Annotated in this window: 21 protein-coding genes, 1 pseudogene and 1 riboswitch; of the genes and pseudogenes, 2 read left to right on the forward strand and 20 right to left on the reverse strand. The window is 47.9% G+C overall.

Features of this window, described 5'->3' with window-relative positions; all coding sequences use genetic code 11:
* Positions 1-107: 107 nt before the first annotated feature.
* Together ACTRXI_RS14870 and ACTRXI_RS14875 are read right to left on the reverse strand one after the other, a co-directional pair.
* The gene (locus ACTRXI_RS14870) at positions 108-878 is read right to left on the reverse strand and encodes a TIGR01457 family HAD-type hydrolase (RefSeq protein ID WP_474263778.1); all 771 of its coding nucleotides are present in this window, start codon (positions 876-878) and stop codon (positions 108-110) included.
* Between the two features lie 15 nt (positions 879-893).
* On the reverse strand, positions 894-1352 hold the full coding sequence (locus tag ACTRXI_RS14875) for a DUF86 domain-containing protein (RefSeq protein WP_474263780.1): 459 nt from the start codon (positions 1350-1352) through the stop codon (positions 894-896).
* A 156-nt stretch (positions 1353-1508) separates the two neighbouring features.
* On the opposite strand from ACTRXI_RS14875, the gene glpX reads away from it, so the two are divergent.
* On the forward strand, positions 1509-2480 hold the full coding sequence (gene glpX / locus ACTRXI_RS14880; RefSeq protein ID WP_474263783.1) for a class II fructose-bisphosphatase: 972 nt from the start codon (positions 1509-1511) through the stop codon (positions 2478-2480).
* A gap of 28 nt (positions 2481-2508) precedes the next feature.
* Here glpX and ACTRXI_RS14885 read toward each other — a convergent pair whose 3' ends face one another.
* The 18 genes from ACTRXI_RS14885 to ACTRXI_RS14970 form a co-directional block, all read right to left on the reverse strand.
* Positions 2509-2880, reverse strand: coding sequence for a YutD family protein (locus tag ACTRXI_RS14885; protein WP_474263785.1), 372 nt, complete (start codon positions 2878-2880; stop codon positions 2509-2511).
* Between the two features lie 41 nt (positions 2881-2921).
* Positions 2922-3845 (reverse strand): lipoyl synthase, encoded by a 924-nt coding sequence (gene lipA, locus ACTRXI_RS14890; protein ID WP_298785395.1) that lies wholly within the window; start codon positions 3843-3845, stop codon positions 2922-2924.
* Between the two features lie 195 nt (positions 3846-4040).
* Positions 4041-4145 (reverse strand): methionine/alanine import family NSS transporter small subunit, encoded by a 105-nt coding sequence (locus ACTRXI_RS14895; RefSeq protein ID WP_022793941.1) that lies wholly within the window; start codon positions 4143-4145, stop codon positions 4041-4043.
* A gap of 1 nt (position 4146) precedes the next feature.
* Positions 4147-5658 carry a sodium-dependent transporter gene (locus ACTRXI_RS14900; protein ID WP_474263788.1) on the reverse strand — a complete coding sequence of 504 codons (1512 nt, stop codon included), beginning with the start codon at positions 5656-5658 and terminating at the stop codon, positions 4147-4149.
* Between the two features lie 223 nt (positions 5659-5881).
* Positions 5882-6370, reverse strand: a complete 489-nt coding sequence (locus ACTRXI_RS14905; protein ID WP_474263791.1) for a dihydrofolate reductase — start codon at positions 6368-6370, stop codon at positions 5882-5884.
* Positions 6367-7161, reverse strand: coding sequence for a thymidylate synthase (locus ACTRXI_RS14910; RefSeq protein WP_474263793.1), 795 nt, complete (start codon positions 7159-7161; stop codon positions 6367-6369). The genes ACTRXI_RS14905 and ACTRXI_RS14910 overlap by 4 nt, the downstream gene beginning before the upstream one ends.
* A gap of 97 nt (positions 7162-7258) precedes the next feature.
* Complete coding sequence (locus ACTRXI_RS14915) at positions 7259-8662, reverse strand: bifunctional metallophosphatase/5'-nucleotidase (RefSeq protein WP_474263795.1); 1404 nt, start codon at positions 8660-8662, stop codon at positions 7259-7261.
* A gap of 75 nt (positions 8663-8737) precedes the next feature.
* Entirely contained in the window at positions 8738-9607 is an 870-nt protein-coding gene (locus ACTRXI_RS14920) for a DUF72 domain-containing protein (protein ID WP_474263815.1), read from the reverse strand.
* A gap of 121 nt (positions 9608-9728) precedes the next feature.
* Positions 9729-11129: a Fe-S cluster assembly protein SufB gene (gene sufB, locus ACTRXI_RS14925; protein WP_298785231.1), complete on the reverse strand. Its 1401-nt coding sequence runs from the start codon at positions 11127-11129 to the stop codon at positions 9729-9731.
* A 69-nt stretch (positions 11130-11198) separates the two neighbouring features.
* Positions 11199-11645, reverse strand: coding sequence for a Fe-S cluster assembly sulfur transfer protein SufU (gene sufU, locus ACTRXI_RS14930; protein ID WP_091616365.1), 447 nt, complete (start codon positions 11643-11645; stop codon positions 11199-11201).
* Positions 11632-12855 carry a cysteine desulfurase gene (locus ACTRXI_RS14935; protein ID WP_474263798.1) on the reverse strand — a complete coding sequence of 408 codons (1224 nt, stop codon included), beginning with the start codon at positions 12853-12855 and terminating at the stop codon, positions 11632-11634. The genes sufU and ACTRXI_RS14935 overlap by 14 nt, the downstream gene beginning before the upstream one ends.
* Entirely contained in the window at positions 12855-14165 is a 1311-nt protein-coding gene (sufD, locus tag ACTRXI_RS14940) for a Fe-S cluster assembly protein SufD (protein WP_474263800.1), read from the reverse strand. Before sufD ends, ACTRXI_RS14935 begins: the two co-directional genes overlap by 1 nt.
* 25 nt (positions 14166-14190) lie before the next feature.
* Complete coding sequence (gene sufC / locus ACTRXI_RS14945) at positions 14191-14979, reverse strand: Fe-S cluster assembly ATPase SufC (protein WP_474263802.1); 789 nt, start codon at positions 14977-14979, stop codon at positions 14191-14193.
* Between the two features lie 400 nt (positions 14980-15379).
* A complete protein-coding gene (locus ACTRXI_RS14950; protein ID WP_474263804.1) occupies positions 15380-16216 on the reverse strand; it encodes a MetQ/NlpA family ABC transporter substrate-binding protein in 837 nt (278 codons plus the stop codon).
* 26 nt (positions 16217-16242) lie between these two features.
* A complete protein-coding gene (locus tag ACTRXI_RS14955) occupies positions 16243-16896 on the reverse strand; it encodes a methionine ABC transporter permease (protein ID WP_474263817.1) in 654 nt (217 codons plus the stop codon).
* 7 nt (positions 16897-16903) lie between these two features.
* Positions 16904-17923: a methionine ABC transporter ATP-binding protein gene (locus ACTRXI_RS14960; protein WP_474263806.1), complete on the reverse strand. Its 1020-nt coding sequence runs from the start codon at positions 17921-17923 to the stop codon at positions 16904-16906.
* Positions 17924-18080: 157 nt separating this feature from the next.
* A riboswitch (SAM riboswitch) is annotated at positions 18081-18186 on the reverse strand.
* A 156-nt stretch (positions 18187-18342) separates the two neighbouring features.
* On the reverse strand, positions 18343-18726 hold the full coding sequence (gene gcvH / locus ACTRXI_RS14965) for a glycine cleavage system protein GcvH (RefSeq protein WP_079475537.1): 384 nt from the start codon (positions 18724-18726) through the stop codon (positions 18343-18345).
* A 30-nt stretch (positions 18727-18756) separates the two neighbouring features.
* A complete protein-coding gene (locus ACTRXI_RS14970; RefSeq protein WP_474263808.1) occupies positions 18757-19116 on the reverse strand; it encodes an arsenate reductase family protein in 360 nt (119 codons plus the stop codon).
* 438 nt (positions 19117-19554) lie between these two features.
* On the opposite strand from ACTRXI_RS14970, the pseudogene ACTRXI_RS14975 reads away from it, so the two are divergent.
* Positions 19555-19742, forward strand: a pseudogene (locus ACTRXI_RS14975) (ectoine hydroxylase); the annotation flags it as partial.

Consider the following 19742-nt stretch of genomic DNA (forward strand, 5'->3'; position numbering starts at 1 on the left):
TTACATTCTTTATTTATATAATGTTTATTTTAGGTAAACAAATGTCTTTCTATAAAGGACATTATAACGATATTATTTTCAACTCGCAACCATTACAGCAAAAAAAGCTATAGATAATCAGCCCACTCTGCCAGTGTTTCCACCTGGTAGGCAGGAGGAATTTCTTTGCCAGCTGCCGCCTCCCTGCTGGTAACTCCCGTGTTCACATGAATTGTATCTATTCCTGCCCGGATCCCGGCGAGAATATCGGTATCATAATTGTCCCCGATTAACGCCACTTCTTCTTTGGCCAGTCCGAGCGCCTGCATCGCCATGTCCACCATAATAGGCTGTGGCTTGCCGATAAACACCGGTTCTTTCTGCGCAGCGGTCGTAACGACTGAAGTGAGCGCCCCGTTGCCAGGATGAAAGCCCTGCTCGGTGGGAACAGCGGCATCTTCATTTGTCGAAATGAACATAGCACCGCTCCGTACCGCTACCGTTGCCCTGCTCAGTTTATCGTATGTAATGCTGCGGTCAAGTCCCATTACGACGGCATCCGGGTTGGTTTCCGTAAGATGAAAGCCGTAATTCTCCAGCGCTTCCTGAAGTCCCTGCTCTCCAACTACATACACCCTGGCAGAGGGTGCCTGCTCATATAAGTATCTGGCTGTCGCAAGTGATGTTGTCATCACCTGGTCTGCTACGCACTTCACTCCCATGCCTGCCAATCGTTCAGCAACCGTTTCGGGGGCTGAGGTGGAGTTGTTGGTCATATATAAATGCGGGATACCTTTATCATGAAGCTGATTCACAAACCGTACAGCTTCCGGGATCGGTTCGCTGCCCCGGTACACCGTCCCGTCCAGATCAATTAAATATGCTTTATACTTTTTCATGGCCGTCCGCCTCCTTTATTCCTTTGTATCCTTCTCCTCGGGCAGGAAGGCAGATACCGGTCCGAGCTCCTCCTCGAGATAATTCCTTACCGACGGGCTCACCTTCTCTACAGCAGGCTCCGCTTCCTCGAGCACCTGCCTGATTTCGGCGGATTCAATAGCAGTAAATTCCTGCACAAGTTTTTTCCGGAATGCTACCAGCGGTTTCAGCCGGCTAATCACTTCAGATTCGAGTACCCTTTCGTCCTCAAGGATATCGAGGATATCTTCATAGCTGCCCGGATCCCTCATAATAAAACCATCAATCATCTGATTGCCGACATCTATCAGCGCCTCGATCCACCCGTGCGCGAGTCTTTCGAGCGCGAGCTGCGTGCCTGCTGTTCTTTCCTCCCGGATCTGCTTATATATACGCCCAAGCTGCTCCATATACTGCAGACGGTCCTCAATTTGTTTTCGGTCTACAAAATACATTACTCTGCCTCCTTTTCTCCTTCTCTATGGTAGCATATCTAACCGCCTCTGCAGATAAAACCAACGCTGAAGACGACACATAAATATGGTAAGATAGTTAAGCATTTTGCAAGTTTTACATATGCATCTTCTTAAAGGAAAGGATGAAATCTATTTATGGATAGAGAACTGGCGCTTGAAATTGTACGTGTTACAGAGGCTGCCGCTGTTTCTTCTGCTCAGTGGCTTGGACGTGGGAGAAAAATAGAAGCGGATGATGCTGCTACGACTTCGATGAGGTCCATGTTTGACTCTGTGCACTGCCGCGGAACGGTCGTCATCGGTGAAGGGGAGCTCGACGAAGCACCTATGCTCTATATTGGAGAAGAAGTGGGAGACAGAGAAGGCCCTGAGGTTGATATTGCTGTTGACCCGCTCGAAGGAACAAATATCGTTGCGAGTGGCCGGGCCAATGCTGTCGCTGTCATTGCCATCGGGGACCGGGGCACACTTCTTCATGCACCGGACATGTATATGGAAAAAATCGCGGTCGGACCGAAGGCTGCAGGGCATGTCCGCCTGGACGATCCGATCGAGACTACCATCGATACAATTGCTAAAACAAGCAACAAACGGGTCCGGGACGTCACGGTTATTATCCAGGACCGCGATCGTCATCAGCTGCTCATCGACCGCGTCCGGGCCAAAGGCGCCCGGGTAAAACTTTTTGGTGACGGGGATGTAGGAGCTTCCATCGCAGCTGCGCTTCCGCGCACCGGGATTGATTTATTCCTTGGTACCGGCGGAGCTCCGGAAGGCGTCATCTCAGCTGCCGCTATTAAAGCACTCGGCGGAGACATGCAGGCCCGCCTTGTACCCTCAGACGCCGAAGAAAAAAAGCGCTGCAGAGTTATGGGAATTACGGATACGAGCAAGGTGCTTCAGCTGTCTGACCTCGTTAAGGGAGACGATGCTATCTTTGCGGCCACCGGTGTTTCGAGCGGTGAACTGCTGGACGGGGTTCGTTTTCTTGGAGGGGATCTTGCCGAAACAGATTCTATCGTCATGCGGGCCAAAACCCGTACTGTCCGCTACATTAAAGCCCAGCATCACCTTGACTACAAACCCCACCTTCTCGCTGAAGAATAATAAACAAAAACCCCCGTCGCGGGGGTTTTTACGTTACTGATTCTTCTGCTTCTTCCTGTGTTTCTTCCTTTTGCTCCTGGCGAACCTTTTTTAATACAAAATAGGCACAGCCAAAATTACAGTACTCCAGCAAGTAATCTTCAAGGGTACCGATTTTAAAATCGTGGGGGACTTTTTTACGGTCGTTTTCAAAGAAGCCGCGCATGCGGAGCTGCTCATGCCCCCAGTCCCCGACGACATAATCATACTTGTTCAGTACTTCACTGTAACGCTCTTTAAACGCTTCCTCACTCCAGCCATCCCGAAAATTTTCGAGCAATTCATAACGCTGTCCCTGAACCTGAATCAATGAGCTCCCCTCCTTTGCTGAGCCTGGCCCTTCCAAAAGAAAAACCAGCATCCGAAAAGAGGAACTGGTTTTTCCAGGGTGCGGTCTCTCATTTATTGATACTTGCTTGCTTCCATCTGTACCTGTGCTTCGTTTACCTGCTCGTCAGCATGGTAGGAAGAACGGACAAGCGGCCCGGATTCACAGTGGCTGAATCCTTTTGTCATTGCAATTTCTTTCAGCTCTGCAAATTCCTCCGGCGTATAATATCTTTGTACTTTTAAATGCTTCTTCGTCGGCTGCAGATACTGCCCGATTGTCATAATATCCACGTCGTGTGCCCGCAGGTCATCCATAGCCTGAATGATTTCCTCTTTTGTTTCCCCGAGGCCGACCATCAGGCTCGATTTGGTTGGAATGTCCGGATGAAGCTCTTTAGAATACTGAAGGAAATCCAGGGAACGACGATATTTTGCACGGGCGCGCACCCTCGGCGTTAACCGTTCCACTGTTTCAATATTGTGGTTCAGGATATTCGGTCTTGCTTCCATTAAAATATCCAGGTTTTCCGGAGTACCGGACATGTCTGATGGGAGCACTTCGATTGTCGTGCCCGGGTTTTTCCGGCGGACCGCACGGATGGTTTCGGCAAATACTTCCGAGCCTCCGTCCTTAAGGTCATCTCTTGCCACCGCTGTAATAACGACGTGCTTCAAACCCATTTGTTCGACGGAATCCGCAACACGTTCAGGCTCGCCCCAGTCCAGTTCGTTTGGAAGACCGGTTTTAACGGCGCAGAAACGGCAGCCGCGCGTACAGGTATCACCGAGAATCATGAATGTAGCCGTTTTTCTGACTGCCCAGCATTCGTGGATGTTCGGGCATCTGGCTTCTTCACATACCGTGTGAAGATTTTTTTCACGCATCATTTTTTTCAGTCCTTTGTAGGACTCATTGGTGTTTAGTTTTATTTTCAGCCATTCCGGCTTGCGAACGTATTCTTCCGTTTTTGCCATGATGCTCTCACTCCCAGTTATGAATAATAAAAAGCCTGTTTGTACTCTATCTGTAGTATATGTTTGATTAGACTGGCCAGTTTTTACTGTTTTCCTTTATACTTTAACACGTTCCACAGGTTCAGACAATTCATAGACGTCCTTCTTCACCACCTGCAAATCCCTCAGCAGGCGGAAAAAAAGCAGCCCGGATGCTTCCTCCCGGGCTGCTTCATTTTATTTTTGTTTCGAGGCTTTTTTTGCGTTTAAAAGACTTGCTACAAGACCGCCCCATATAATAACCATTCCTACGACCATTGTTATAATTGCTCCGGCTGTCAATTTACTCAGCCTCCTCTTTGGATAAGCCTTTCCAGCGTATGAGGGACATAATAACACCTGCCGCTAAAGCAGCCAGGGCCACAGCCCAACCGCTGGCGAAAATAAATCCGTCTGTATACCCGGCGTAATTTCCATTTTCGGTATCAAACTGCTTTAAAATGTTTTGCAGGAATAAATCAATCATCATATAACCAAGCACAATTGGCGTGATCACACCAAGACATACCTTCCACCAGCCGCCAAGACGGATATCAGAAATGGCGTTGGCGTGCTGTTGAAATTCCGGCAGCTTGCGGAGCACCCAGGCAATCAATACTACTTCCACCAGCCCGAGGAGGGCCACACCGAATTGGTTGATAAAGTAATCGGCCGCATCAAGGAAGTTCAGACCGCCACGGGTAGCAAATATCAGAGAACACAGTGCCGCTGCACCGCCGCCGATACCGACTGCTTTCCCGCGCGTCCAGCCGAATTTTTCCTGCAGTCCTTTAATGTACGTTTCAGCGATAGAAATCAGTGATGACAACCCGGCCAGGGCGAGCGACAGGAAGAAAAGAACACCAAACAGGCCGCTGAGCGCCGGAAATTCACTGATGATCTGCGGAAAGACAACAAAGGCAAGTCCAACACCGCCGGCTACTACTTCTTCTACTCCCACATCCAGCTGTTGGGCCATAAACCCGAGAGCTGAAAAGACGCCAATCCCAGCCAGCAGCTCAAAGCTGGAGTTACTAAAGCCCGTAATAAAGGCATTGTTTGTAATGTCCGATTTTTTCGGCAGATAACTGGAATAGGTAATCATAATCGCAAAAGCGATTGATAAACTAAAGAAAATCTGCCCGTATGCAGCTACCCAGACGCCTCCCTGGGTGAGCGCCCCGAAATCCGGTTCAAAGAAAGCCTGAAGCCCCTCTGCTGCGCCCGGAAGAGTAACCGCGCGGATGCAAATGATAAGGAAGATAACGACCAGCGTCGGAATAAAAATCCGGTTCGCCAGTTCAATACCTCGCTGCACCCCTTTAAATAATATGCCGAGCGCGATCGCCCAGACGATGATTAACGGAATAAGTACTCCGATCGTCATACCGCCGAACTGCCCGGGATCTGCCAGCTGCAGATAGTCGTTAAACAAAAACGCTTCGGTGTCTGCCCCCCAGCTTAAATTGAAAGAAAAAATCGTATAGGAGAGCGACCAGGCGATGATAACAGGATAATATGTAGAAATAACAAATGCTACCGCCACGGCCCACCAGCCGATCCACTCCACATTTTTGTTCATTTTTGAATAAGTTCTTGGTGCTGCGCTCCGGTATTTATGACCCATGGTAAATTCCATGATCAAAAGTGGAATACCTGCTGTCAGCAGCGCAAATAAATATGGGACAAAAAACGCGCCGCCGCCGTTTTCAAATGCCGTCGCCGGAAAGCGCCAGATGTTTCCGAGCCCGATCGCAGATCCGACTGCTGCCATAATAAAACCCGCACGTGTTCCCCATTGTTCTCTTGCAGCCATGAAGCTTCCTCCTTTTTATCTGTTACATGACTATGTGGACATCTGCCGATGCACAACTTTTGTCTGATAATTCATTATATTTATCTTTCTTTGCCTTGTCAAAGTACATAACGGAAAAGTTTTTTGGAAGCGTTCTTTTATTTGCTGCTTTTGTTTTTAATTTAGATAAATAAAATTATCCTGCTACAACCAGAAAGTTGCAGCAGGACTTTTAAATACTACATTAATTATTTTTTCGCTTATAGGTTACGTAACGGTGTGGATGCTTGTTTTTCTCATCCACGGGCCCTTCTTCCTGTTCAACAATCTCCCATTCTGATTCGTTCCATTCCGGAAAGTACGTATCTCCCGGAACATCGGCGTCAATATGGGTTAGATACATGTAGGAGGCATCCGGCAGCAGCTCTGTAAAAACGCCGCTGCCTCCGATAACATAGTAAAGCTTTTCTTCTCCGGCAAGCCGGCGGATTTCTTCAATATCGTTCACCACCTGAGCACCTTCGTGCGACCAGTCCGCGTTGCCCGTAATAACGATATTGGTGCGTGACGGGAGCGGCCCGTTCATCGATTCAAACGTTTTCCTGCCCATAATAACAGTTCCGTGCTTTGTTACCTGCTGAAAATGCTTCAAGTCAGCAGGAAGATGCCAGGGGAGGTCATTTTTATATCCGATCACCCGGTTGTTTGCGACTGCAGCTACAAATGCGATCATACAGACACCTCTCCTTTAATATGGGGATGCGGGTCGTACCCTTCGAGGGAAAAATCATCAATAGTAAAATCGAAAATGGAATCCACCTTCCGCGTGATTTTCATTTCCGGAAGGCTTCGCGGCTCGCGCTCAAGCTGAGTTTTGATTTGTTCCACGTGGTTGTTATAAATATGAGCATCCCCAAATGTATGAATAAACTCTCCGGGCTCAAGGTCACATACGTGCGCGATCATTTGCGTCAAAAGAGCATACGAAGCAATGTTAAACGGCACGCCGAGAAAAATATCTGCACTCCGCTGGTAGAGCTGGCATGACAGCCTGCCGTCCTGGACGTAGAACTGGAACAGGCAGTGGCAAGGCGCAAGCGCCATATCTTCAATCTCTGCTGCGTTCCAGGCGCTGACGATCAGTCTCCTTGAGTCTGGATTTGTTTTGATCGCTTCCACCACGTCAGAAATCTGGTCCACTGTTTTTCCTCCAGATCCCTCCCATGACCGCCACTGCTTGCCGTAAATCGGCCCTAAATTGCCTTCTTCGTCTGCCCAGGCATCCCAGATTTTCACTTTATTTTCTTTCAGGTAGGCAATGTTCGTTTCTCCCTGTAAAAACCAAAGCAGTTCATGAATAATGGAACGCAGGTGCAGCTTTTTTGTAGTGATCACCGGGAAACCCTGCTGCAGGTCAAAGCGCATCTGCCATCCAAAGGTGCTGATTGTTCCAGTGCCGGTTCTGTCATTCTTCTTTCCGCCATTTTCAAGTACATGCCGACAGAGATCTAAGTATTGTTTCACGTTTGTGCCTCCCTATGTTTTTACTTCAATTACCGCATGACAGAAGCACCTTCAAGCTTAACAACAGGCTGAAGGCTTTCCATCTGCAGGCGGTTCATCAGGATCCGGCCGTATACTGCTTTACCAGCACGTCGGTCAGAATGTCCCGCATCATTTCCGGCATATAGTATTGTTTCGACTCTGCGTTGGACAAGCCGGTGTACAACGGCCCGAGTGTGAACATATCAAGCGTGGCCAGCTCATACGTTTCTTCGTGATTAAGCAATTCGTGTCCGATACGGATACTCTGCACCGTCCACTCTCCATATTCGTAGTCCGCTTCAATCTGCATGCCACTGAATACCATGTGGCCAAGCATCTCCCCGCGGAAGCCAAAGCCTTTCAGCGGCAGACGGATCATTTCCTCCGTAAAAGCTTTTTTCACTACCTCTTCAAGCACATGCCCTTTTACTGCCACTACGCATGGGTTAATCGGGTGAGGACACAGGCGGTGAATATCTTTTTTCGTCACCGGTCCTGCCGGCAGCGAATGAAGCAGCAGTCCTGAATTCAGCATAGATATCTCCGTTTTACACCATTCCCGCAGCCCATCGGCAAGCAGCGAGGCAAATGGAGACTCCTGAGTCCATGACACAGATAATGGCTCTGCAATTTCTGTCACTATTTCATTCATGTCTTTATCTGCTTCGTCCTCGAGCGCTCCCAGAAGCCTTTCAGTCATTGGGGAAGGCTTTAGCCTGCGCATATCCACCGTTTTGCCCACGATGCCGGAGAGGCGCTGAGTATCCCCTTCAAACAGGAGCTCGAGCTCCCCTGCGTGCGTGCCAAACTTGCCGCACTGTGTAATTAATGTATTGTCCACCCATTCCGGCTCTTCAAGCAGGTGGTGGGTGTGCGCTCCCAGAATAACATTAAAATCATAGGAGGAAGCGAGCTCCAAATCCTTTGGATAGCCCAGGTGCGACATTAAAATCATTACGTCAGACTGTTCCCGGAGCTCGGGCAGAAATGTTTCTATCACGTGCTCCGGGTCTGTAATTTTCCAGTCCAGCCCTTCATAAAACGGATAAAAAGGAACGGTTACCCCGAGCAGGCCAATCCGTACCCCTTCTTTTGTCGTATGGATACTATATGGCTCCGCCCAGCTGGGACGGCGGCCATCGGTATCAAACAAGTTCGCCAGAAGCACCTGAAACCCGGCGTCATCGTACATATGATTCAGCTCTTCTTTTGCAAACGTGATGCCTTCATTGTTTCCAACCGCTGCATACTGAATGCCGGCTTCGTTCATCAGCTCCACGTTTCCTTTTCCCCGTGTAGCTTCTGTGACGGCGTGCACCCGGTCAGTGTGGTCCCCGAGATCCAGAAGAAGGACTGACTCCCCCCGGTCCTGCCGGTATTTTTCCCGTTCTTTTAAATATGCTGCTGTGCGTGTCCATTGATCCAAATCGCTGTGAATATCGTTAGTATGGTACAGGTAAACAGAAAAACTGGAGGACAACAGGTCTCACCGCCTTTGTGCTCGTCTCCACATGCTGAGGTGCAGAACGAGTGCATTTCATCTTCTTTTATCTTACTACGAATCACGGGGCTCGTCATTAAAGAGCGAAGTTTGTTTTGGAGTAAGCCCTTCGTACTCTATACCGGAAAGCTCGAGCAGCCGGCGCGCGTTCGGGGCTGCATGGCGCTCGGAATTATTATTAAAAATCATATAAACATCGCTGCTTTCTTTCTGCAGCCTTTCTGCCCGTTCCCGCCATTCCTGAAGCTCTGCATCGGAATAGTTATAACGGTAGCGCACCTTGCGCCACTCCTGTCCCCGTGCCGGCTTCAGCCACGCGTTCTTGTCACGGCCGTGCAGACGAATTAAGGTTTTGGAAGACGTGGTGGCCTCCTCCACAATCGGCACCGATCCGCCTTCGATCTGTGGCTCATCTACTACGGAATGGATCCAGTCTTCATTTTTCATGAATTCGAGCGTTTTTTCCCGGAAGGTCGGATGGAACCAGGATTCATGGCGGAACTCAAGGGCGCAGGGGAATTCATGCAGCTGGTCTCTCAAGTAACGGAGGTAGTCCACATTTTCCCGGTTGCATTCAAACCAGGGTGGAAACTGGCACAGCACCATCGCCAGCTTGCCTGCTTCCTTCATCGGGCGTACCGATAGGGCGTACTGCTCAAACATTTCCTTTTTTGATTCATATTTACTCGGGCCGCGCTGGTGTCCGGTCATTTCCTGATAGGCCTTCATAATAAATTGAAACGATTCCGGCGTCTCCCGGAGCCATTTATCAATATTTTTCTTTGGCTGTATAGCGTAGAAGGAAGAATCCACTTCTACCGTGGGGAAATATTTACTGTATTCTTTCAGCTTGTCAGTCTGCTTCAGTCCTTTTGGATAAAGGGAATCATGGTCCCCCCAGCCGGTTAAACCAACATATATCATCATTTATTCACCTCCCTTTTCTTTTCACGTTCTTCTTTAAAATAAAACAAAAAAACTGCCCTTTTCAGAGCAGTAAAAGCTCTTTAAAGGACAGTTTCCGTTTTCGTACAGGGCCGGGAAATTAACCGATCGAGCCTTCCATTTCAAAGCTGATCAAACGGTTCATTTCTACAGCATATTCCATTGGCAGTTCTTTTGTAAACGGCTCAATGAAGCCCATAACGATCATTTCAGTTGCTTCCTGTTCACCAACGCCACGGCTCATCAGATAGAAGAGCTGCTCTTCCGATACCTTAGATACCGTTGCTTCGTGTTCAAGAGCAATGTTGTTGTTATAAATTTCGTTGTATGGAATCGTATCCGAAGTGGATTCGTTATCCATAATCAACGTATCACATTCGATTTTCGATTTGGAACCGTCGGACTTGCGTCCAAAGTTCGCAATACCGCGGTACGTTACTTTTCCGCCCTGCTTCGAAATGGATTTCGAAACGATCGTGGAGGAACAGTTTGGAGCCAGGTGCATTACTTTTGCGCCTGCATCCTGGTGCTGACCGCGTCCGGCGATAGCGATGGAAAGAACGGTGCCTTTCGCACCTTCGCCGCGCATAATAATCGATGGATATTTCATCGTCAATTTGGAGCCGATGTTACCGTCAACCCATTCCATGGTCGCACCTTCGTCGGCAACTGCCCGTTTTGTTACGAGGTTGTAAACGTTTGGCGCCCAGTTTTGGATCGTTGTATAACGGCAGTACGCATCCTTTTTCACGATGATTTCAACAACGGCACTGTGCAGGGAATCCGTGGAGTAAACTGGTGCGGTACAACCTTCCACATAGTGCACGGAGCTGCCTTCGTCTGCAATGATCAGCGTACGCTCAAACTGTCCCATGTTTTCCGAATTAATCCGGAAATAAGCCTGAAGCGGCGTTTCTACTTTTGCACCTTTTGGTACGTAGATAAAGGAACCGCCGGACCATACTGCGGAGTTAAGCGCCGAGAATTTGTTGTCAGACGGAGGGATAACTTTCCCGAAGTGCTCACGGAACAATTCTTCGTTTTCCTTCACTGCTGTATCTGTGTCTTTAAACACGATACCCTGATCTTCAAGCTCTTTTTCCATGTTGTGATATACAACTTCGGATTCGTACTGTGCAGAAACCCCTGCCAGATACTTTTGCTCCGCTTCCGGAATACCAAGCTTGTCGAACGTGTTTTTGATTTCTTCCGGCACTTCGTCCCATGATTTTTCAGAACGCTCAGACGGTTTTACGTAATACGTAATAGCGTCAAAGTCCAGTCCGGAGAGATCGCCGCCCCATTGCGGCATTGGTTTTTTATAGAAGATCTCGAGGGATTTCAGACGGAAGTCGAGCATCCACTGCGGCTCTTCTTTAATTTTAGAAATTTCTTTTACAATTTCGTCTGTGAGGCCTTTACCAGAACGGAAAATGGAAACGTCTTTGTCATGAAAACCATACTGATAGTCTTCACCAATTTCCGGCATTTGTTTTGCCATATGAAAATACCTCCTTAGAGTCGGGAATAAATATTGTCATCCCCGCTGCGTTTCAAGCGCGTTGCTGTATTATGAACGGTTTTCTTCTTCCACTAACCCTTTTTCCATGGCTTTCCACGCAAGTGTTGCGCATTTAATACGGGCAGGAAACTTCGTTACGCCCTGCAGAGCTTCGATATCGCCAAGGTCGTATTTCGTATCATCGATTTCTTCGCCCTGCATTAACTGCGAAAACATCTGCGCCATATCCAGTGCTTCTTCGACAGTATGGCCTTTGACAGCCTCTGTCATCATCGAAGCGGAGGACAAGCTGATCGAGCAGCCTTCCCCGACAAACCTTGCATCGGCGATTTTTTCCTCTTCCACTTTCAGCTGAAGCTGAATGCGGTCGCCGCAAGTTGGATTGTTCATGTTGACATGAAGTGTTTCTTCCTCCAGGTCACCTTTGTTTCTTGGATTTTTATAGTGATCCATGATGACCTGGCGGTAAAGTGTATCTAAATTATGCGAAGACATCACCGAAATACTCCTTTACTCTTATTAACCCCTCTGCCAAAGCATCAATATCTTCTGTGGAGTTATAAAGATAAAAACTGGCACGGGCGGTAGAAGCTACATCAAGCCACTTCATTAACGGCTGGGCACAGTGATGGCCGGCGCGTACCGCAATGCCTTCCGCATCGAGCACGGTGGCAACATCATGCGGATGCACATCCTGCACATTGAATGTCACAATACCGGTGCGTTCCTTCGGTCCGTATATATCCAGTCCATCCACCGCCGATAACTGCTTCAGCGCGTATTGGCCGAGCTCTTTCTCATGAGCAGCAATGTTATCCAGGCCTATCTGTTTCAGGAAATCAATTGCTGCTCCTAAACCAATAGCACCAGCAATGATCGGTGTGCCCCCTTCAAACTTCCACGGGGTTTCCTTCCATGTTGAATCATACAGCCCTACAAAGTCAATCATTTCACCGCCAAATTCCACCGGCTCCATATTTTCCAGGAGAGATTTTCTGCCATAGAGTACCCCTATACCGGTTGGACCGCCCATTTTGTGGCCGGAAAAGGCGTAAAAGTCCACATCCAGATCCTGCACGTCCACTGCCATATGCGGTACGCTCTGCGCCCCGTCCACGACGATGACCGCTCCGTGTTCATGGGCGATAGCAGCGATATCTTTAATAGGGTCCACCGTGCCAAGTACGTTTGACACATGACTGACCGCCACAATTTTTGTTTTTTCGGAAACGGCCCTGCGTACATTTTCTGCCGTCACCGTTCCGTCTGCTTCTAGCTCCACGTACCGGAGACGGGCTCCGTTACGTTTTGCTGCCTGCTGCCACGGAATAATATTGGAATGATGTTCTTTTTCTGTAAGGACGATTTCATCGCCTTCCTGCAGATGAGCATCTCCGTAGCTCGAAGCTACCGTGTTGATGCCGACGGTCGTACCGCGGTTAAAAATGATCTGCTGCGAGGAAGGGGCATTGATGAAGGAGCGGACTTTTTCCCGCGCCCCTTCGTACTCATCCGTCGCCATGCTTCCAAGCGTATGCACGCCCCGGTGAACGTTTGAATTATAACGGCGGTAGTAATCACTGACCGCTTCAATTACCTGCAGCGGCTTTTGGGAAGTAGCCGCCGAGTCAAGATAGACAAGCGGACTTCCGTTTACTTCCTGCTGCAGTATAGGAAACTGTTCACGAATGGCTTTTACATCCATTAGTACACTTTCCTTTCGATAACCTCCGTCAGGCGATCTTTCACAGCTTGAATTGGCAGTGCGTCTACTACTGGAGCAAGGAAGCCGTGAATAATCAGGCGCTCTGCTTCTGTCTGCGGAATACCGCGGCTCATCATATAGTAAAGCTGAACCGGATCAACACGGCCTACAGAAGCTGCGTGACCGGCCGTAACGTCGTCCTCATCAATAAGAAGAATCGGGTTCGCGTCGCCACGGGCACGTTCGCTGAGCATAAGCACACGCTCGGTCTGTTCCCCGTTGGCTTTTGTCGCTCCGTGTTCAATTTTGTTAACACCGTTGAAGATAGCAGAAGCTTTGTCTTTCATAACGCCGTGCGTCAAAATCTGGCCGTCTGTGTTTTTACCAAACTGGATAATATGGGCCCAGAAGTTCTGGCTCTGCTCTCCGCGTCCGATAGCTACAGATTTTTTGTCAGAGGTCGAACCATCGCCTACAAGTGCAGTCGTATTGTCCGATACTGTGTTACCCTCGTTCATCTGGCCGAGTGCCCAGTCGATGCTTGCATCTTTGAGGGCGTAGCCGCGGCGGTTGGTATAAACCGTAGTCGCTTTCTCTAAGTGGTCCACGCCGCCAAAGGAAACGTTCGCGCCTTCTTCTGCATAAACCTCTGCGATCGCATTAACAACGGAAGGCGTCTCTGTATCATAGGAAACGTAGTTTTCAAGGTACGTCACTTCGCTGTTCGCTTCGGCTACAATAACCACGTGGTTGAACAGTCCCATATCAGCCTGTTCGAGCCAGTAGATTGTTTGAAGCGGAGCTTCAACTTTTACGTTTTTCGGAACGTAGATGAATGTACCTCCGTTCATGAGCGCTACGTTAAGCGCTGTAAAACGGTGCTCATCCACCTGTACCGCGTTGCCCATGAAATAACGCTCAAGCAGGTCGCCGTGCTCGATCGCCGCTGTTGCGATGTCTGTGAAAATTACGCCCTGTTCTTCAAGCGTAGCGCTTGCTTCATACAGAACCGTCTGGCCATCTCTTTGCACAAGGAGATTCTGCTGCGCAGCGTTTTTATCGATAAGGCCCTGCACCTGTTCGTGCAGTTCGTCAGCCGAAGAAAAACTTTCCTTCGGAGTGCCTTCGTGTTCGAATTCGGTGAAATTCCACGTTTTAATGTTCGTTTTTTCCGGCTTTGGCATTTCCAGCTTTTCCGCTAAGCGGCTGGCGCTTAGCCGCTGGTCCTTCAGCCACTTTGGTTCGTTCTGTTTATCCGAGAAATCTTCAACGTATTTCTCGTCATATTTCCAAGTAGTATCTATAGACATAATTTCGCCTCCCCTGCTGTTAAAATTATTCCTGTGGTTCTCCGACGCGTTCGTTTTCAATGCCGAGTTCTTCCTTAATCCACTCATAGCCTTCGTTTTCAAGGCGCTGAGCTAATTCGGCGCCGCCGGATTTAACGATGCGTCCCTGCATCATCACGTGTACTTTATCCGGAGTAATGTAGTTTAAGAGACGCTGATAGTGAGTGATGATCAAGCAGCCGAAATCCGGGCTTTTCATGTCATTTACGCCTTTGGAAACGACTTTGAGTGCGTCGATATCAAGACCGGAGTCGATTTCGTCCAGGATAGCGATTTTTGGCTCCATCATGAGAAGCTGAAGAATTTCGTTACGCTTTTTCTCCCCGCCGGAGAACCCTTCGTTTAAGTAACGCTGGGAAAACGATTCGTCAATTTCAAGCATGTTCATTTTTTCATCCATCTGACGGATAAATTTCATCAGTTGAATTTCATTGCCTTCTCCACGTTTAGCGTTAATGGCCGAACGCATGAAGTCAGAGTTTGTTACACCGCTCACTTCGCTCGGATACTGCATAGCGAGGAACAGGCCTGCTCTTGCACGCTCGTCAACCTCCATGTCGAGAACGTCTTCTCCATCAAGAGTGATAGTACCTTTAGTGATTTCATACTTCGGGTGGCCCATCACTGCAGAAGCAAGGGTGGATTTACCCGTTCCGTTTGGTCCCATGATTGCGTGAATTTCTCCGCCGTTCATTTCCAGATCGAAACCTTTGATGATTTCAGTACCTTCAATTTCTACGTGCAAATTCTCAATTTTCAAGTTTGGCGCTGCCATTTTGCATACCTCCATATTTTGGAATCAAGCGGAAACCGCTGTTTTTTCTCTATTTATTATAATTATTATTTTATAACAAATGTAAACTGACTTCAAGCAAACTCGCTTTCTCTCCCGATATATTTCATTTTTTTGCTACTATATGGCAAAAAACCAACGGGAAATAAATGAGAATACATCCTCTTCATTCTCAATAAAAGCGTTCATACAAAAAGGAGGGCACCTATACAAACCATTTGCAGGAACGACCCTCCCTATTCAATGCTTTTCTTCATTCACTCTTACAGTATACCAAACCTCACCGAGAAGTAAAAAAGGAAAAACTTTTTCAATGAAGATTCTCTTCTATTTTTCCCCCAATGTAAAAAACCGGACTCAGTAAACGAGTCCGGTCTGACCGCTATTCCTGCTCTGCAGGAATGACGGCTCCGTCATATTCTTCTTCAATAAATTCCTGGGTTTCATCCGACTGCAGCACTTCTACAAGCGTCTGAATTGTTTCATTGTCTTCATCCTCTGCCCGGGCTGCTATCACATTCACATACGGATTATCTTCCGGACTTTCAAGCGCAATGGCATCCTCCTGAGGATTCAGCTCTGCATCAATTGCATAGTTGGAATTGATGAATACTGCATCCCCTTCGCCGTTATTGTACACCTGCGGAAGCGTAGCCGCATCAATGTCCGCCTGGAACTGCAGGTCTTTTGGATTTTCGGCAATATCATCCACTGTGGCTTCAACGCCGGCGCCTTCTTCAAGCGTGAGGACGCCTTCCTGCTCAAGCATCTGCAGGATCCGGCCGTGGTCTGCAACCGAGTTACTCATAATTATTTCTGCTCCGTCCGGAAGGGCATCAAGGCTGTCATACTCCTGGGAATAAACACCGATTGGCTCGATATGAATGCCGCCCATATTAACGAAGTCAAACTCTTCATTTTCTTCCATCTGATCTTCAAGATAAGGAATATGCTGAAAATAGTTTGCATCAATTTCTTCCGAAGCAAGCGCTTCGTTTGGAACAATATAGTCATTGAATGTTTCGATTTCAAGCTCTACATTTTCTTCCGACAGCTGGTCTTCGGCAAACTCCAGAATTTCTGCGTGCGGGACGCTTGTAGCCCCTACCGTAAGTGTCTGTGTTTCTTCTTCGGAACCGCCGCCTGACTCTGAATCAGAGCCGCAGGCTGCCAGTACTGCCGTAGAAAGTAGTGAAACGCCAAGTAGTGTTTTTTTCATGAAAAATTCCCCCATTAATATAATAATTATCGTTTATCTATCTGTCTCGTCCAAATATCGCCGATCCATTGCAGAATGAAGACAATAACAAGAATCAGCACTGTAGCAACAAATACTACTTCATTATTGCTGCGCTGGAACCCTTCCTGATAGGCAAGGTTCCCAAGGCCTCCGCCGCCTACAACACCGGCCATGGCAGTATAGCTGACCAGCGTAATACCAGTCACGGTGATGCCGGAGATTAAGGACGGCAGCGCTTCCGGCAGAAGCACTTTTTGAATGATCTGCCACTGGCTCGCTCCCATTGCCTGAGAGGCTTCAATAACGCCCTTATCCACTTCTCTAAGTCCAATTTCCACCAGGCGGGCGTAAAACGGAGCTGCGCCGATAATCAGTGCCGGCAGTGCTGCACTCGGGCCCAGCATCGTACCAAGCAGGAAGGTTGTAAACGGAATAAGCAGAATGATCAGGATAATAAATGGAATAGAGCGGAAAATATTAACGATCGCTGCTGTCACTGTGTGCACCGGCTTGTTTTCCCACATGTTCCCTTTATCTGTTAAATACAGAAGAACTCCGAGTATTGTCCCAAGTAAAAATGTGGCTGCTACCGCAATCAGACTCATATAGATGGTTTCCCACGTAGCAACCCACATGTTTTCCCAATTAATTTCTTCCATCCATGTGTTAAGCACGCTCCATCACCTCTGCTTCTATTTCTTCCTCGCGGAGGTAGTTCAGCGCTTTGTCTATTTCTTCACTGCTGCCTTTGATGCGGATAAACAGGGAACCGTAGCTGCCGCGCTGCGTCTGGGAAATTTTTCCCTGAATAATATTTACGTCCACATCAAACTGGCGGATGACTTTGGAAATGAACGGCTGCTCTGCCTTGTTTTCCAAAAATTTCAGCTGCACAACTGTGCCGGTTTCTTCTTCATTGAATACGATTTCCGACGCGTCTTCCTCCGGCTCCGTAATCTGACGAACAAATTCTTTAGTCATATATTCCTTCGGGTTCCGGAATACCTGAAGTACAGGCCCTTCTTCCACGACTTTGCCGTTTTCCATTACTGCCACCCGGTGACAGATTTTACGGATCACGTGCATTTCGTGCGTGATCAGCACAATGGTAAGCCCCAGCTTTTTATTAATGTCTGTGAGCAGAGCAAGAATAGAATCTGTTGTTTTCGGATCCAGCGCCGAGGTCGCTTCATCGCACAGCAGCACCTTCGGATTGTTTGCAAGGGCTCTTGCAATGCCGACCCGCTGCTTCTGTCCCCCGCTCAGCTGGGAAGGGTACGAGTCCTCCCGGCCTTCGAGGCCGACAAGGTTCACCAGCTCCTGCACACGTCTCGCCCGTTCCTGTTTTGACTGTTTTGCAATTTCGAGCGGAAACGCAATGTTTTCTGCTACCGTCCGGGACCACAGCAGATTAAAATGCTGAAACACCATGCCAATTTCCTGGCGGGCGCTGCGCAGAGACTGTCCCTTCAGGGAAGTGATGGTTTCCCCTTCAATGGTTACTTCACCGCTGGTGGCGGTTTCGAGCTTATTTAACAGCCTCACAAGCGTACTTTTGCCTGCGCCGCTGTAGCCGATAATGCCGAAAATTTCTCCTTCATCAATAGAAAGGCTGACGTTGTCTACGGCGGTGACGGTTTGTGTTTTTGTCTGAAAGGCTTTGGATAAACCTTTTAATTCGATCATACCGCTCTCTCCTTCATCGCTTTTCTTTATCTTTATTAAAACGATGTAATTAGTATGTTTTAAATCGTCATGATTCCGGCAATAATTCTTTTCCATACCGGACCATAAAGAAAAAACCCTTCTGCACACGAGCAGAAAGGTTTTAAAGGATCCTTTCCACTCATCTTGCAGACGTTTGCCTGCAGGAATTGGCACCATGTCTGCTTATGCAGACTGGTTGCCGGGTTTCACAGGGCCAGCCCCTCCACCTCTCTTGATAAGTGAACGATGATTATCCGTTCATATTTGACGATGCTACTGATAATAGCACCTTTGCCTGTAAGCGTCAACCTTTTAGTTCCTGTCCCTGCAAGGCTCGAAAACAGCTGCTTATAAAAAGGAGCTGCCTCCCAAAAGGCCAGCTCCTATGTAAATCAGTATTAATCGTCGCTTACCATGTCCGAATACTGGGCAGGTGACATCAGGTCATCCAATTCACTTTCATTGGAGGGTTCTACCACAATCATCCAGGCTTTTTCATACGGAGATTCGTTGACAAACTCAGGAGAATCATCCAGGTCTTCATTAATTTCTACGACCTTTCCTGTAACCGGGGCGTAAAGCTCTGAGACCGTTTTAACAGATTCTACACTTCCAAATGGCTCTCCGGCTTCGAGTTCATCTCCTACTTCCGGAAGTTCCACGAATACAATATCGCCAAGCTCGGACTGGGCAAAATCTGTCACACCGACGCGAAGACGGCCGTCTTCTTTTTTCACCCATTCATGTTCTTCTGAATATAAAAGTTCATCTGGTACACTCATACACAATCATCCTCCTTCAAATGAATACTATTACGCTTTCCACTTTTCCTCAAAAACTGGTTCCTTAAACCCGAGGGTAACACTCTCGCCGTCTGTCACAATAGGCCTTTTTAAAAGCATTCCGTCAGAAGCGAGCCATTCCAGAATCTCTTCTTCAGATGCTTCCGGCAGCCGTGTTTTCAGGTCCATTTCCCGGTACTTCTTCCCACTGGTGTTAAAGAACTGCTTCCATTCAAGTCCTTCCTCTTCTTTCCATGCCTTTAATTCTTTTTTCGAAGGCGGATGTTCCACAATATGATACTCGTCAAAAGAAATATTCTCTGTTTCCAGCCACTTTTTTGCTTTGCGGCATGTACTGCACGGGGGATACCCGTAAAAAGTAAGTGCCAATGCCAGGCCTCCTCCATACGCTTTCTTCCCTTTTATTGTAGCGGAAACCTTCCTCATTGGAAAGTTTCATTTTGCTTTTTAATGCCGGACGAAGCCTTTAACACTCGATTAGATAAAGAGAGGAATTTAAAAGCAAAGACAGCGCTTCATATTTCACCGATCCTGTCCAGAAGGACGAAATTCATTCGCAAACTCCCGGCACATCAGAAAGTATACGAATATATACTAAGTGATCCAGAGATGATGTTACCGCTTAAAAAAAGTGAATTTTTTTAATATGCTTCCAGTACGCATCATATCCGCCTTAGAAGTTTTCCTTCTTATTTAATTATTTAAAATTTTCCGTTTCTAATGTTTATTCCTTTTTAAGCCGGGAATGTGTCTGACTGACCGGGGATTTAATCCTCTGGTTAAAATATAAAGGAGGTATTTGCAACAATGGCAGTCGATAAATATCCATCCAGACAGGGCGATCATAAGGAAATCATGGACCGGAAGGATCCGGTAGTCCACGGAAGCGCCGGCTATGATGGCCCATTGCAGCAGAAGGAACTGGACTTTTACGACGAGAACGGCTACCTCATGCTCCAGAAGCTGTTTACCGATGAGGAAGTTGAAATGATGAA

The organism is Marinococcus sp. LNHM4E3-1, assembly GCF_056034405.1.

Coding starts and splice junctions, on each gene's coding strand:
- ACTRXI_RS14870 (WP_474263778.1), bottom strand. CDS start 878: ATGAAAAAGTATAAAGCATATTTAATTGATCTGGACGGGACGGTGTAC.
- ACTRXI_RS14875 (WP_474263780.1), bottom strand. CDS start 1,352: ATGTATTTTGTAGACCGAAAACAAATTGAGGACCGTCTGCAGTATATG.
- glpX (WP_474263783.1), top strand. CDS start 1,509: ATGGATAGAGAACTGGCGCTTGAAATTGTACGTGTTACAGAGGCTGCC.
- ACTRXI_RS14885 (WP_474263785.1), bottom strand. CDS start 2,880: ATGCTGGTTTTTCTTTTGGAAGGGCCAGGCTCAGCAAAGGAGGGGAGC.
- ACTRXI_RS14900 (WP_474263788.1), bottom strand. CDS start 5,658: ATGGCTGCAAGAGAACAATGGGGAACACGTGCGGGTTTTATTATGGCA.
- ACTRXI_RS14905 (WP_474263791.1), bottom strand. CDS start 6,370: ATGATCGCATTTGTAGCTGCAGTCGCAAACAACCGGGTGATCGGATAT.
- ACTRXI_RS14920 (WP_474263815.1), bottom strand. CDS start 9,607: ATGATATATGTTGGTTTAACCGGCTGGGGGGACCATGATTCCCTTTAT.
- sufB (WP_298785231.1), bottom strand. CDS start 11,129: ATGGCAAAACAAATGCCGGAAATTGGTGAAGACTATCAGTATGGTTTT.
- sufU (WP_091616365.1), bottom strand. CDS start 11,645: ATGTCTTCGCATAATTTAGATACACTTTACCGCCAGGTCATCATGGAT.
- ACTRXI_RS14935 (WP_474263798.1), bottom strand. CDS start 12,855: ATGGATGTAAAAGCCATTCGTGAACAGTTTCCTATACTGCAGCAGGAA.
- sufD (WP_474263800.1), bottom strand. CDS start 14,165: ATGTCTATAGATACTACTTGGAAATATGACGAGAAATACGTTGAAGAT.
- sufC (WP_474263802.1), bottom strand. CDS start 14,979: ATGGCAGCGCCAAACTTGAAAATTGAGAATTTGCACGTAGAAATTGAA.
- ACTRXI_RS14950 (WP_474263804.1), bottom strand. CDS start 16,216: ATGAAAAAAACACTACTTGGCGTTTCACTACTTTCTACGGCAGTACTG.
- ACTRXI_RS14955 (WP_474263817.1), bottom strand. CDS start 16,896: ATGGAAGAAATTAATTGGGAAAACATGTGGGTTGCTACGTGGGAAACC.
- ACTRXI_RS14960 (WP_474263806.1), bottom strand. CDS start 17,923: ATGATCGAATTAAAAGGTTTATCCAAAGCCTTTCAGACAAAAACACAA.
- gcvH (WP_079475537.1), bottom strand. CDS start 18,726: ATGAGTGTACCAGATGAACTTTTATATTCAGAAGAACATGAATGGGTG.